At 68.8% G+C, this 12,509-nt stretch carries 10 protein-coding genes; 4 read left to right on the top strand and 6 right to left on the bottom strand.

Annotation, left to right across the window (positions count from 1 at the left end; translation table 11 throughout):
- Positions 1 to 215 precede the first annotated feature (215 nt).
- Together STARVERO_RS15515 and STARVERO_RS15510 are read right to left on the bottom strand one after the other, a co-directional pair.
- The gene (locus STARVERO_RS15515; protein ID WP_159599854.1) at positions 216 to 1,295 is read right to left on the bottom strand and encodes a tetratricopeptide repeat protein; all 1,080 of its coding nucleotides are present in this window, start codon (positions 1,293 to 1,295) and stop codon (positions 216 to 218) included.
- Positions 1,295 to 1,963 (bottom strand): thiamine phosphate synthase, encoded by a 669-nt coding sequence (locus STARVERO_RS15510; protein ID WP_159599852.1) that lies wholly within the window; start codon positions 1,961 to 1,963, stop codon positions 1,295 to 1,297. Before STARVERO_RS15510 ends, STARVERO_RS15515 begins: the two co-directional genes overlap by 1 nt.
- A gap of 300 nt (positions 1,964 to 2,263) precedes the next feature.
- Between STARVERO_RS15510 and STARVERO_RS23395 the strand changes: the two genes are divergently transcribed.
- Positions 2,264 to 4,822 carry a carbohydrate-binding family V/XII gene (locus STARVERO_RS23395; RefSeq protein WP_200837830.1) on the top strand — a complete coding sequence of 853 codons (2,559 nt, stop codon included), beginning with the start codon at positions 2,264 to 2,266 and terminating at the stop codon, positions 4,820 to 4,822.
- A 93-nt stretch (positions 4,823 to 4,915) separates the two neighbouring features.
- Here STARVERO_RS23395 and STARVERO_RS15500 read toward each other — a convergent pair whose 3' ends face one another.
- From STARVERO_RS15500 to tkt, 4 genes are all read right to left on the bottom strand, one after another.
- The gene (locus STARVERO_RS15500; RefSeq protein WP_159599849.1) at positions 4,916 to 5,941 is read right to left on the bottom strand and encodes a class I fructose-bisphosphate aldolase; all 1,026 of its coding nucleotides are present in this window, start codon (positions 5,939 to 5,941) and stop codon (positions 4,916 to 4,918) included.
- 131 nt (positions 5,942 to 6,072) lie between these two features.
- Positions 6,073 to 7,272 (bottom strand): phosphoglycerate kinase, encoded by a 1,200-nt coding sequence (locus STARVERO_RS15495; protein ID WP_159599847.1) that lies wholly within the window; start codon positions 7,270 to 7,272, stop codon positions 6,073 to 6,075.
- A gap of 78 nt (positions 7,273 to 7,350) precedes the next feature.
- Positions 7,351 to 8,358, bottom strand: coding sequence for a type I glyceraldehyde-3-phosphate dehydrogenase (gene gap, locus STARVERO_RS15490; protein WP_144344166.1), 1,008 nt, complete (start codon positions 8,356 to 8,358; stop codon positions 7,351 to 7,353).
- Between the two features lie 196 nt (positions 8,359 to 8,554).
- Positions 8,555 to 10,546, bottom strand: coding sequence for a transketolase (tkt, locus tag STARVERO_RS15485; RefSeq protein ID WP_159599845.1), 1,992 nt, complete (start codon positions 10,544 to 10,546; stop codon positions 8,555 to 8,557).
- Between the two features lie 274 nt (positions 10,547 to 10,820).
- Here tkt and STARVERO_RS15480 point away from each other — a divergent pair, with 274 nt between their 5' ends.
- The 3 genes from STARVERO_RS15480 (at position 10,821) to STARVERO_RS15470 (ending at position 12,422) form a co-directional block, all read left to right on the top strand.
- Positions 10,821 to 11,117, top strand: a complete 297-nt coding sequence (locus STARVERO_RS15480) for a DUF4164 domain-containing protein (protein WP_144344168.1) — start codon at positions 10,821 to 10,823, stop codon at positions 11,115 to 11,117.
- 20 nt (positions 11,118 to 11,137) lie between these two features.
- The gene (locus STARVERO_RS15475; RefSeq protein WP_144344169.1) at positions 11,138 to 11,521 is read left to right on the top strand and encodes a cell division protein ZapA; all 384 of its coding nucleotides are present in this window, start codon (positions 11,138 to 11,140) and stop codon (positions 11,519 to 11,521) included.
- Between the two features lie 112 nt (positions 11,522 to 11,633).
- Complete coding sequence (locus STARVERO_RS15470) at positions 11,634 to 12,422, top strand: inositol monophosphatase family protein (RefSeq protein WP_200837828.1); 789 nt, start codon at positions 11,634 to 11,636, stop codon at positions 12,420 to 12,422.
- Positions 12,423 to 12,509: the final 87 nt, after the last annotated feature.

The following is a 12,509-nucleotide window of genomic DNA, read 5'->3' as shown; positions in this document are numbered from 1 at the left end:
CTGGACGGACGATGGCCAAGCGAATTCCTCAGATACTGCCTGGAAGGCCGCACCACCGGCTCCCCCACGGCGACGCGGCCACGATGAGTAACGGCGGGACGCGGCCGGAGCAAGGCGTGGCGTCTATCGTCAATGAACGCCGATTTTTCCCGCCGCGGATACCGTGATGCTAATCGACTGAAATTGGGTCGTTATTTGGACCATACCGGCGGCGGCTACAGCAACTGTCCAGGCGACCAGATTTTGAGCCGGGCCTGCGCTTGCGCGCGCTCCTCGGGCGTGAGATCGGCGACGAGCTTGTCGAGCATGGAATCATCGAGCTTCTGGGCCTTGGCGGCGAGGTGCCACGCGGCGGCCGCAATAATGTCCTTCGGCACGCCGCGGCCAGCGGAAAGGATGCGGGCATAGCGGTTCTGGGCGATGGCGTTGCCTCCCAGCGCCGCCTTGCGGAACAGCTCGGCGGCGCGCTCCTCGTCCTTGGGCACGCCGGTGCCGTTGAAGATGATGATGGCGAGCTCGGTGGTGGCGACCGGATTGCCCAGCTCGCTCGCCCGCTGCAACAGCCGCGCGGCCTCGATGGGGTCCTTGGGCAGGCCGTTGCCGTCGCGATAGAGCGTCGCCAGCGCGTAGAGCGCGTCCGGCTGGTCCTCGTCGGCGGCGCGCCGGAACCAGTCGGCGGCGATGGCCGGCTCCCGGGGCGCGACCTGTCCCTGAAGATAGATGAGGCCGAGATTGTAGGCGGCGCGCGAGCTGCCGGCTTCCGCCGCCTTGCGGAACATGCCGACCGCCTCGTCCTTGTTGGTCACCGAGGCGGAGGTCATCAGGATGGAGGCGAGGGTGAACAGGGCGTCGGGATTACCCTTCGCCGCCGCGGCCTCGTACCATTTCTGCGCCGCTGCCGCGTCCTGCCGGACGCCATAGCCCTGCGACAGCAATTCGCCGGCCAGCACCATGGAGACCGGGTCGCCCTGCTTGTTGGCGCGTTCCACGGCAAGGTCGAGCGCGGTCCGGTAGTGGCCGAGCTGGTAGGCGGCGTAAGCGGGGTCCGGGGCAGGAGCGGCGGGCTTGGCGGCCTGCGCGGGCCTGAATCCGGCTGCCGGTTTGGCCTGAGCCGCAGGCTTGGCGGGAGCTGCCGGTTTGGCGGGGCTTGTCGGCTTGGCCGCGTCGGGCTTCGCCGGTGCCGGCGACTGTGCGGCGGCAGGCAGGGCGAGAGCTGTCAGCAGCGCGGCGGCCAGCAGCGCGCGGCGGCCTTCCCGCGTGCCGACGGCTGCTTTGGTGGCGCGCCGGTAGCCCATCACGTCTCTCCGCCGGCGGTGAGGCGCTCGGCCAGCGCGTGGGCGCCGTCCTGCGGGGCGTCGAGCAGAAGGGTGTCGACGGCGATGAAGTCGGCACCGGCCTCGACCAGCGCGTCGACCTCCTCCAGCGTCCGGGCGTAGCCGACGCAGGGCGGCTCGAAGAGCTGCGCCCACCATTCGATGCGCTCCAGTGTCGCCTCGAAGGGTTGCCGGCGGCCGGCGGCGTCGGGTTCGCCGAACATCACATAGTCGGCGCCGCTTTCCGCCGCCGTCATGGCGTCATGCTTGGTGCGCAGCCCGCCGGCCCCGGCGATGCCGTGGGGCCGCAAGGCGGGAATCGCACTCTTCAGCGCGGCGATGCCGTCGAGATGCGCGCCATCCGCTTCGGCCGCGCCGGCAAGAGCGGCGTTGCCTTCCACCAGGCAGGCCGCGCCGATCGCGTGGCTCGCGGCGACGAGCGGCTGCAGCGTTGCCACTGCGTTGTCGCCTTGGGCGGCGGCGCCGGGGCGGATCAGCACGGCAGCGATGTCGGCAAGCTGCCCTGCGGCACGCAGCACCTCGGCACGCGCGGCGACGTCGGCGGGGGCCTCCGGGAGAGACACCAGCACATAGAGCCGGGGAGCCGGCCGTGCGGGTTCGGGATCGTGTCGGGCCGGGGAACGAGCCATCGATGACAAGCCATGTGACGGGACTAGACGAGCCATTCCGCAGGATGGCGGCGAAAGCGCGGCATGCCGCACCTGTCTAGAGCCCTTTCCCCGGAGATGGAACCGTTCGGCCGGGAAATGCTCCTGCACGCCGGATGATGAGCGGCCCAGCCGGTACGTTTAGGCTGGCGGTCGTGCCGCGACAACTTCGCGTTTTCGCGAACGGCTGGCGTCTTATCGCGGGGAAATGCCGGTGATATTGATGTGCCCGGTGCCGAGCGGACCGGTCTGTCGCCGGGCGTCGCCGCCTGTGGGGGAAATATGCGCCTTCGTTCCAACCGCTTCGTTCTCATGGCCGCCGCGGCCGCGATCGTCGCCACTCCGGCCCTCAGCCAACAGCCGGCGGCCCCGGCTGGCCAGACGGCCGCGCCGGCGTCGGCCATTCCGCAAGCTCTGGCCTGGCCGCGCAATTTCGATCTCGGCGACAAGCGGCTCGAGGTCTATCAGCCGCTGATCGAGCAGTGGAACGGCGACCAGCTTTCCGGACGCGCCGCCATCGCCATCGGGCCGAAGCCTGCCGAGGGTGCCTCCACGACGTCTTCCACGACACCTTCCGCCGCGCCGACCTACGGCATCGCCCGCTTCACCGCACGGGTGGCGGTCGACAAGCCGTCGAAGCTCGCGCAGCTCAGCAATGTCGTCATCACCTCCGTCGACGTGCCGACCGATCCGTCGCAGAACACCGCCCTGCTCAGCGCGCTACAGTCGCGCATCTCCCCGCAGGGCATGACCTTCGCGCTCGACAACCTGCTGACCAGCTACGCGGCGACCAAGCAACTCGACAAGGAGATGACGCAGCCGGTGGACAACACGCCGCCGCGCATCGTTTTCGCCGACAAGCCGACGCTTCTCGTGCTGGTCGCCGGCCAGCCCGTGCCGCGTCCGATCGACGGCGTGACCGGCTTTCAGCGCATCGTCAACACGCCGGTGCTGATGCTGGTCGAGGGTTCGGGCACCTATCATCTCCAGGCGGCCGGCACCTGGTACCAGGCTCCGGCCGTGGAGGGGCCGTGGACGGTCACCGCGCAGCCGAGCCCCGCGCTGCAGGCGGCCGGCACGATGGCAACCTCGGTGGAGCCGGCCCAGTCGATGATGCCGGCGAACGGCCAGAAGCCCGATACCCCGCCGGCGATCCTCTCCTCGACCACGCCCACCGAGCTGGTGATCACCGCCGGCGCGGCGCAGATGGTGCCAGTGGGCGGCACTTCGCTGCTGCGCGTGAGCAATGCCGACCACGCGATCCTGCTCGATCCGTCGAACAACCAGTACTACGTGCTGGTCTCCGGCCGCTGGTTCCGTGGGCCGGGCTTCGAGGGGCCGTGGAGCTTCGTCCCAGGCACCGGCCTGCCTGCCGGCTTCGCCAAGATCTCGCCGACCGATCCGGCCTCCAACGCGCTTGTCGCCGTGCCGGGCACGCCGCAGGCGAAGGAGGCGGCCATCGCCGCCACGGTGCCGCAGACCGCCACCATCAAGCGCGATACCCAGCTCACCATCCAGTATGACGGCGGCACGCCGAAGTTCGAGCCGATCAAGGGCACCATCCTCAGCTATGCGGTGAACACCCGCACGCCCGTCATCCAGCTCGACCCGACGCGCTACTACGCCCTGTTCAAGGGGGCATGGTTTGTCTCCAGCACGCCGACCGGGCCGTGGCTCGTCACCGACGTGGTTCCGGCGGCGATCTACACCATCCCGGTGTCCTCCCCCCTGCATTATGTGACCTATGTGCGGGTCTACGCCTCGACCGCCGACGCGGTGACGGTCGGCTACACGCCGGGCTATCTGGGCGTGGTGATCGAGCCGGGCGGAACGGTCGTCTATGGCACGGGCTACAATTGCGTCGGCTATGTCGGTACCTTCTGGTACGGCTGCCCGTGGACCTATGGCTATGACGCCTCCTTCGCCTGGGCCGACGGTTTCGGCTTCGGCTATGATGCTGACTTCGGCTGGGGCGCGATGTCTCCCTGGTGGGGTCCCTATTGGGGCGTCGGCCCGTGGTACGGCCCCTGGGCGGGCGTGAACATCAACCAGGTCAACATCTATGGTGCCTGGGGCGCGGCGGCGGCCTGGGATCATGCCTGGGGCGCCGGTCCGTGGGGCACGGGCTGGACGGCCAATGCCGTGCACGGCGTGACCCCTTGGGGCGCTGGCTTTGCCGGGCGTTCCGGCGCGGCCTTCAACCCGTGGACCGGCAATTTCGCCGCGGGGCGCTCCGCCGCCTTCTTCAATCCCTATACCGGGGCGGAAGGCGCGGCGCGGGCGGGCGCCGTCGGCAATGCCTATACCGGCAACTTCGCTGCCGGCCGGCAGTCGGCGGGGTTCAACCCGACGACGGGCATCGGCCATGCCTCGGAGACCGGCATCACCGACCAGAACGGCCATATCAGCGCCGACAGCCGCGGCATCGCCGGCAATGTGCGGACCGGCAACGCGGTCGGCTGGAACAACGGCAACATCTACACCGACCACGACGGCAGCATTCATCAATACGATCCCAATAATGGCTGGCAGCACCAGACCATCAACGGCTGGAACCAGGACAGCAATGCCGACCAGATCGGCCGGCTCGACCAGCAGCGGCAGTTCCAGGACCTCGGCAACCAGCGCGTCGACAACTTCGCCCGCGCCGGCGGTTATGGCGGCTTCGGCGGCGGCGGTTTCGGTGGCGGCGACCGGTTCGGGGGCAACTTCGGCGGCGGCGGCTTCCACGACGGCTTTGGAGGCGGCGGTTTCGGCGGCGGGGGCTTCGGTGGAGGCGGTTTCGGTGGCTTCCACGGCGGTTTCGGCGGTGGCGGCTTTGGCGGCGGCTTCCGGCGCTGATCCCGATAACAAAAACGCCGCCCCTCGGGGCGGCGTTCTCGTTTCCGGCGACGGAAGGAAGACGGCCCGCGCCGCCTTCCTTGTGATCTTCCGTCAGGCGGCCTTCTTGCGCTCGACCTCGGTGGTCCACTGCCCCAGCGCCGCGAGATAGTTCATCTTGGCACGATGGGTGAACGCCGCCTGGCCGGCCGCGATGTTCTCGACCTTGCCCGACCACGCCTTCTGCGGCGCCGCCTGCAGGGCGCGGCCGTAGGAGAAGGTGAGGTTCCACGGCAGGCCGCTGCCACGGATCATGGCGTCGAGATGGGCGGTGGCCTCCTCGTCCGACTGGCCGCCGGAAAGGAAAGCGATGCTCGGGATCGCCGTCGGCACGCAGTTCTTCAGGCAGCGCACGGTCTTCTCGGCGACTTCCTCGACCGAGGCCTGCTTCGCCGACTTCTTGCCGGCGATGACCATGTTCGGCTTCAGCACCGTGCCTTCGAGCTTCACGCGGCCGTAGAAGAGCTGCTGGAACACTTCCTTCAGCACCCACTCGGTGACCTCGTAGCAGCGGTCGATGCCGTGGTCGCCGTCCATCAGCACTTCCGGCTCGACGATCGGCACGATGCCGGCGGCCTGGGCCAGCGCCGCGTAGCGGGCGAGCGCCTGGGCATTGGCGAGGATGGAGGTGTAGCTGGGAATGTGCGCGCCGATGTCGATCACCGCGCGCCACTTCGCGAAGCGGGCGCCGAGCTCGTAATATTCCTTGAAGCGCTCGCCGAGACCGTCGAGGCCTTCGGTGATGGTCTCGCCGGGGCAGCCGGGCTGCGGCCTGGCGCCGAGGTCGACCTTGATGCCGGGGATGGAGCCGGCCTGCTCGATGAGCTTGACCAGCGGCGTGCCGTCCTTGGCGTTCTGGCGGATCGTCTCGTCGAACAGGATGACGCCGGAAATATACTGCGACATCGCCTCTTCGGACCGGAACAGCATCTCGCGATAATCGCGCCGGTTCTCGAAGGTGGATTCGACACCGATGGCGTCGAAGCGCTTCTTGATGGTGCTGGCACTCTCGTCGGCCGCAAGGATTCCCTTGCCGCCTGCCGCTAGCTTGTACGCAACCTCTTCGAGGCTAGCCGTCATTTCTCTCTCCCGCGCGAAACAGACCGGTCCGGCCCCGCGGCCGGATCGAACGCGGGGCCGGACCGGTCAGATTTATAGCACCCGGGAGCAAAGTCCCGAACCGCGGGACAATTTGCCGCCGGGCGCCCAGCTCAGCGTCTCAGGGCCTCGACCCCCGGTAGGGCCTTGCCTTCCAGCCATTCGAGGAAGGCGCCGCCTGCCGTCGACACATAGGTGAAATGGTCGGCCACGCCGGCATGGTTGAGGGCCGCCACCGTGTCGCCGCCGCCGGCGACCGACAGAAGCTTGCCGGCATCGGTGAGTTCCGCCGCCGCCTTGGCGACCGCGACGGTGGCCGTGTCGAAGGGCGGCAGCTCGAAGGCGCCGAACGGGCCGTTCCACACCACCGTCCGGGCGGTTTTCAGCTTGGCGACGACATTCGCCGCCGACGCCGGGCCGGCGTCGAGCATCATCTCGTCGGCCTTGATGTCGTCGACCGAGGCGACGCGATGGGGTGCGTTGGCCTTGAATTCGGTCGCCGCCAGCGCGTCGACCGGCAGCACCACCTCGCAGCCGGCGGCCTTGGCCTTTTCGAGGATCTCGCGGGCCGTGCCGGCGAGGTCGTGCTCGCACAGCGACTTGCCGACATCCTTGCCCTGCGCCGCAAGGAAGGTGTTGGCCATGCCGCCGCCGATGACGAGGATATCGACCTTGGCGACGAGGTTGCCGAGCAGCTCGAGCTTGGAGGACACCTTGGCGCCGCCGACGACGGCGAGCACCGGGCGCTCCGGCTTCTCCAGCGCCTTGGCGAGTGCCTCGATCTCTTCCTGCATGCAGCGGCCGGCATAGGCGGGCAGCTTGTGCGCGAGGCCTTCGGTGGAGGCGTGGGCGCGATGGGCGGTGGCGAAGGCGTCGTTGACATAGAGGTCGCCGAGGCCGGCCAGCGCGGCCACGAAGTCGGAATCGTTCTTCTCTTCCCGCTTGTCGAAGCGGGTATTCTCCAGAAGCAGCACGTCGCCGGGCTGGAGCTTCGCGACCGCCGCCTCGGCGACGGGGCCGATGGTGGCCGGCGCGAAGGCGACCGGCTTGCCGAGCCGGGAGGCGACCTCGCCGGCAATGGGGGCCAGCGACAGCGTCGGGTCCTCGCCCTTGGGGCGGCCGAAATGGGCCAGCAGGATCACCTTGCCGCCCTTTTCGGAAATCTCGCGGATAGTGGGCAGCACGGCCTGGATGCGGGTGTCGTCCGTCACCTTGCCGTTGTCGACCGGCACGTTGAGGTCGACACGCACCAGCACGCGCTTGTTCGCGACGTCGGCGTCATCGAGCGTACGAAAGGCGGAAGCCTCGCTCATGGGTATTCTCCCTCGATGTGTTGATCTTGATGCGAAACGGCCGGGCCTTCTTGGCGGAAGGCCCGGCCGGGCCGGAGATCAGATCAGCTTGCCGAGGGCGACCGCCGTGTCGGACATGCGGTTCGAGAAGCCCCATTCGTTATCGTACCACGACAGCACGCGAACGAAGTTGCCCTCCAGCACCTTGGTCTGGTCGAGGTGGAAGATGGAGGAGTGCGGGTCGTGGTTGAAGTCGGTGGACACATTGGGCTGGTCGGTCGTGCCGAGGATGCCCTTGAGCGGGCCGGCGGCGGCGGCCTTGATTGCCTCGTTGATCTCCTCCTTCGTCACCTTCTTCTTGGCGACGAACTTGAAGTCGACGACCGAGACGTTCGGGGTCGGCACGCGGATGGAGGTGCCGTCCAGGCGACCGGCGAGTTCGGGCAGCACGAGGCCGACGGCCTTGGCCGCGCCCGTCGTGGTCGGGATCATCGACAGCGCCGCGGCGCGGGCGCGGTAGAGGTCCTTGTGCATGGTGTCCAGCGTCGGCTGGTCGCCCGTATAGGAATGGATCGTCGTCATGAAGCCGTGGTCGATGCCGACGGCGTCGTTCAGCACCTTGGCCACCGGCGCGAGGCAGTTGGTGGTGCAGGAGGCGTTGGAGACGACGAGGTGATCCTTCGTCAGCTTGTCGTGGTTCACGCCGTAGACGACCGTGAGGTCGGCGCCTTCGGCCGGAGCCGAGACCAGCACGCGCTTGGCGCCGGCGGTCAGGTGCGCGGAGGCCTTGTCCCTGGCGGTGAAGATGCCGGTGCATTCCAGCGCGATGTCGACGCCCAGCGCCGCATGCGGAAGCTCGGCGGGATTGCGCACCGCGGTCACCTTGATCGGCCCGCGACCGACGTCGATGGTGTCGCCGTCGACCTTCACCGTGCCGGGAAAGCGGCCGTGAACGCTGTCGAAGCGGAACAGGTGCGCGTTGGTCTCGACCGGGCCGAGATCGTTGATGGCGACGACTTCGATATCGGTGCGGCCCGACTCGATGATGGCCCGCAGCACGTTGCGACCGATGCGTCCGAAGCCGTTGATGGCAACCTTGAGCGTCATGCGTTTATTCCCCAGGTAAGCGTCTCATCACGTCCGCGCGAGGGCCTCATAGCGCGGAGGACGTTGCGACACCAGTCGCACTTTTGACGCTGCGACCTCAGGGCAGGGCTAGCGCAATCTGCATGCGCTAGCCGCATGGCTTGTCCGGTAATCCGTTCCGCCGGCTGGTGCAGCCGGCGGCCCGTGGCGGGTCGTTTCAGCGCTTCAGGCGGCTGAGCGCCGTCGCCACCACGCCTTCCGGGGTGATGCCGAAATGGGCGAAGACCTCGGGCGCGGGGCCGGAGGCGCCGAAGCCGGTCATGCCGACGAAGGCGGCGTCCGAGCCGACGATCTGGTCCCAGCCCTGGCGGATGGCCGCCTCGATGGCGATCTTCACCGGCGCCTTGCCGACGACCTGGCGGCGGCTTTCCTCGGGCTGGTTCAGGAACAGCTCGAAGCACGGCACCGAGACGACGCGGGTCGGCACGCCCTGCGCCTCGAGGCTCTCGCGGGCCTTCATGGCGAGCGAGACTTCCGAGCCGGAGGCGAAGAGCGAGACCTGCGCCTCGTCGGAGGCCGAGGCCAGCTCATAGGCGCCGCGCGCGGTCAGGCAGCGCTCGGTGTCGTCGGTACGCAGCAGCGGCAGGTTCTGGCGGGTCAGCGCCATCACGCTCGGGCCGGTCTTGTGCTCGAGCGCGAGTTTCCAGGCCTCCGCCGTCTCGACCGTGTCGCACGGGCGGAAGACGAGCAGGTTCGGAATGGCGCGCAGGGCGGCGAGGTGCTCCACCGGCTGGTGGGTAGGGCCGTCCTCGCCGACGCCGATCGAATCGTGGGTGAAGACGTAGACCACCCGCACGCCCATCAGCGCCGAGAGGCGGATCGAGGGGCGGCAATAGTCGGAGAAGACGAGGAAGGTGCCGCCATAGGGGATGAAGCCGCCATGCAGGGCGATGCCGTTCATCGCCGCCGCCATGCCGTGCTCGCGGATGCCCCAGTTCACGTAGCGGCCGTCATATTTCGGCGGCTCGACATAGACCGAGGTCGCCTTGGTCTTGGTGTTGTTGGAATGGGTGAGGTCGGCCGAGCCGCCCACCATCTCCGGCAGCGCCTCGGTCAGCGCTTCCAGCGCGATCTCGGAGGACTTGCGGGTGGCGACGGCGCCCCCGTCGGCGCGCGCCTTGGCGATCACGCCGGCGACCACTTCGCCGGTCTTCGACGGCAGGTCGCCGCGCACCCGGCGCTCGAACTCGCCGCGCAGCGTGGCGTCGGTGTCCTTGAGGCGCTGGGTCCAGTTCTTGTGTGCCTGGCGCGAGCGCAGGCCGGCGAGGCGCCACGCATCGAGCACATCGCTCGGGATGACGAAGGGATCGTATTCCCAGTTGAGGAAGGCGCGGGCCGCCGCGATCTCGGCGGCGCCGAGCGGGGCGCCGTGCACGCCATTGGTGCCGCCCTTGTTGGGCGCGCCGAAGCCGATCGTGGTGCGGCAGGCGATCAGCGAAGGCTTGTCGCTGGTCTTGGCGCGCTCGATGGCGGCGAGAATGGCGTCCGGGTCATGGCCGTCGATGCGGGTGGCGTTCCAGCCGGAAGCCTCGAAGCGGGCGAGCTGGTCGGTGGCGACCGACAGGGCGGTCGAGCCGTCGATGGTGATGTGGTTGTCGTCCCACAGGACTATCAGCTTGTTCAGCTTCTGGCGGCCGGCGATCTCGATCGCCTCCTCCGAGAGGCCTTCCATCAGGCAGCCGTCGCCGGCGATGACATAGGTGTGATGGTCGACGAGATCCGAGCCGAACTGCGCGGCCAGCATGCGCTCGGCGAGCGCGAAGCCGACGGAGTTGGCAAGGCCCTGGCCGAGCGGGCCGGTGGTGGTCTCGATGCCGGTGGTGTGGCCGAACTCCGGGTGGCCCGGCGTGCGCGAGCCGAGCTGGCGGAAGTTCTTGATGTCGTCGAGCGTCATGCCCTCGTAGCCGACGAGGTAGAGCAGCGAGTAGATGAGCATCGAGCCGTGGCCGGCCGACAGGATGAAGCGGTCGCGGTCCGGCCAGTGCGGGTCGGTCGGATCGAACTTCAATACCTTGCCGAAAAGAACGGTGGCGACGTCGGCCATGCCCATCGGCATGCCGGGATGGCCGGACTTGGCGGCTTCGACGGCATCCATGGTCAGGGCCCGGATGGCATTGGCCATGCGATCGTGCTTTTCGCGGTTCGACATGAGGACGGATGTCTCCGAGGGGACGCGTTGAGGGTGTTCGGCGCGATGCCTTGAGAATGGCCGCTCGCCGAGCGGCGGATGCTCCCAGGCTGGCCTTTTCAGCGTGCGGGTAAAGGGCGGCCGAGTGATAGCATCACCCGGCGCCCTGTCAAAGGCGGGGACGTTCGCGGCCGGGCGGGCCGCGGTTGACGCTCCCGGCCGGCACAGGCTCAATATCGCCGGAATCACTTGGCGATATCGCTTCCCGAATCGGGCGGGAACGGGCGGAGAAAGCATGAGCGTGCCGGGAGGGAGCGAGCCGACCGTACTGGAGGCGGCGCTCCGGCGCTTCAGCGGCGCTGTCGATGCGTTGGAAGCGGCGATCGAGCGTCGGCTGGAGGTCGAGCGACAGGAGGCGGCGCTCGCCCAGCAGCTTCACGTGCTCGGCGCCGATCGTTCGCGTCTTGCCGACGCGCTCGACGGCGCGCAGGCGCGGGCCGACCGGCTGGAGAACGCCAATGACGAGGTCTCCCGGCGTCTCGGCAGCGCGATGGAGACGATCCGCGCGGTGCTGGCCGCGCATGAGCGCTGAGGCGGGACGGAGGAACGACCATGGCCCACGTCACCGTCACCATCGGCGGACGCGCTTACCGGATGGCCTGCGATGACGGGCAGGAGGAGCATCTCGTCGGCCTCGGCGAGGAGGTCGACGCGCGCATCGACCAGCTTCGCGCCGCCTTTGGCGAGATCGGCGACCAACGGCTCAGCGTCATGGCCGCGATCACGATCGCGGACGAGCTGAGCGAGGCGCGCCGGCGCATCCGAGCCCTCGAGCAGGAGGCCGCCAGCGAGCGCGCTGCCCGCGGAGCGGCGAGCCAGCGCCTCGACCAGACCGAGGCGCAGCTTGCCGGCACCGTGATCTCCGCCGCCGAAAGGCTGGAACGCCTTGCCCGCGAGCTGGGGCCGAGCCCGTCCGGCGGGGTGGGCATGGGGTGAGCCGATCCTCGGCTGACCTCTATGACTGCGAGGCGTACTTGACGCGGCAGGGCGTCGGGCGCAGAGGAGCACTCCGCCCCTTATCCCGCCCGTGCCGTATCTGGAAGTCGACATGATCCGCTCCCCCCTGATGACCGTCATGGTCCAGGCCGTCCGCAAGGCCGGCCGCTCCCTGGTTCGCGATTTCGGCGAGGTGGAAAATCTGCAGGTCTCGCTGAAGGGGCCGGCCAATTTCGTGTCCAATGCGGACCGCAAGGCCGAGCGCATCCTGCAGGAGGAACTCTCCAAGGCACGCCCCAGCTACGGCTTCATCATGGAGGAGGGCGGCGAGGTCGACGGCTCCGACGAGAGCCATCGCTGGATAATCGACCCGCTCGACGGCACCACCAACTTCCTGCACGGCATTCCGCTGTTCGCCGTTTCGCTGGGCCTTGCCCGCGACGGCGTGCCGGTGGCCGGGGTGATCTACAACCCCATCACCGATGAACTCTTCATCGCCGAGAAGGGCGCCGGCGCCTTCGTGAATGATCGGCGCGTCCGCGTCGCCGCCCGGCGCAATCTGGCCGATGCCGTGGTCTGCTGCGGCATGCCGCATATGGGGCGCGGCGATTTCGGCCGGTTTGCCCGCGAATACGGCGCCATCGCGCCGAAGGTCGCGGGCATGCGTCGCACCGGCTCGGCGGCGCTCGACCTCGCCTGGGTGGCGGCCGGCCGCTTCGACGGTTTCTGGGAGCGCGGGCTCAGCCCGTGGGACATGGCGGCGGGCATCGTGCTGGTGCGCGAGGCCGGCGGCTATGTCTCCGATCTCGACGACGGCGACAAGATGCTCGCCAAGGGCGACATCATCGTCGGCAACGAAACCGTTCGCCGCGACCTGCTGGGGCTGCTGCGCAAGGCGTAGCCGGTGCGAAGATAGGGGCGCGCGGGAAGGCCGTCGCGCGTTCCATTTCCGTCCGGCTGTGGCATAGTCCGGCGCGAGAGGCGGTTT

This window comes from Starkeya nomas, assembly GCF_902703545.1.
In the GTDB taxonomy this organism is placed as follows: domain Bacteria; phylum Pseudomonadota; class Alphaproteobacteria; order Rhizobiales; family Xanthobacteraceae; genus Ancylobacter; species Ancylobacter moscoviensis.
The sequence above is the reverse complement of the archived record's forward strand: the minus strand, read 5'-3'. Positions and strand labels throughout refer to the sequence as shown.

Excerpts from the sequence above, each read along its gene's own strand:
- STARVERO_RS15480 (WP_144344168.1), top strand. The coding sequence starts at position 10,821 with ATGAGCGTGCCGGGAGGGAGCGAGCCGACCGTACTGGAGGCGGCGCTC.
- STARVERO_RS15470 (WP_200837828.1), top strand. The coding sequence starts at position 11,634 with ATGATCCGCTCCCCCCTGATGACCGTCATGGTCCAGGCCGTCCGCAAG.
- STARVERO_RS15475 (WP_144344169.1), top strand. The coding sequence starts at position 11,138 with ATGGCCCACGTCACCGTCACCATCGGCGGACGCGCTTACCGGATGGCC.
- STARVERO_RS23395 (WP_200837830.1), top strand. The coding sequence starts at position 2,264 with ATGCGCCTTCGTTCCAACCGCTTCGTTCTCATGGCCGCCGCGGCCGCG.
- gap (WP_144344166.1), bottom strand. The coding sequence starts at position 8,358 with ATGACGCTCAAGGTTGCCATCAACGGCTTCGGACGCATCGGTCGCAAC.
- tkt (WP_159599845.1), bottom strand. The coding sequence starts at position 10,546 with ATGTCGAACCGCGAAAAGCACGATCGCATGGCCAATGCCATCCGGGCC.
- STARVERO_RS15515 (WP_159599854.1), bottom strand. The coding sequence starts at position 1,295 with ATGGGCTACCGGCGCGCCACCAAAGCAGCCGTCGGCACGCGGGAAGGC.
- STARVERO_RS15500 (WP_159599849.1), bottom strand. The coding sequence starts at position 5,941 with ATGACGGCTAGCCTCGAAGAGGTTGCGTACAAGCTAGCGGCAGGCGGC.
- STARVERO_RS15495 (WP_159599847.1), bottom strand. The coding sequence starts at position 7,272 with ATGAGCGAGGCTTCCGCCTTTCGTACGCTCGATGACGCCGACGTCGCG.
- STARVERO_RS15510 (WP_159599852.1), bottom strand. The coding sequence starts at position 1,963 with ATGGCTCGTTCCCCGGCCCGACACGATCCCGAACCCGCACGGCCGGCT.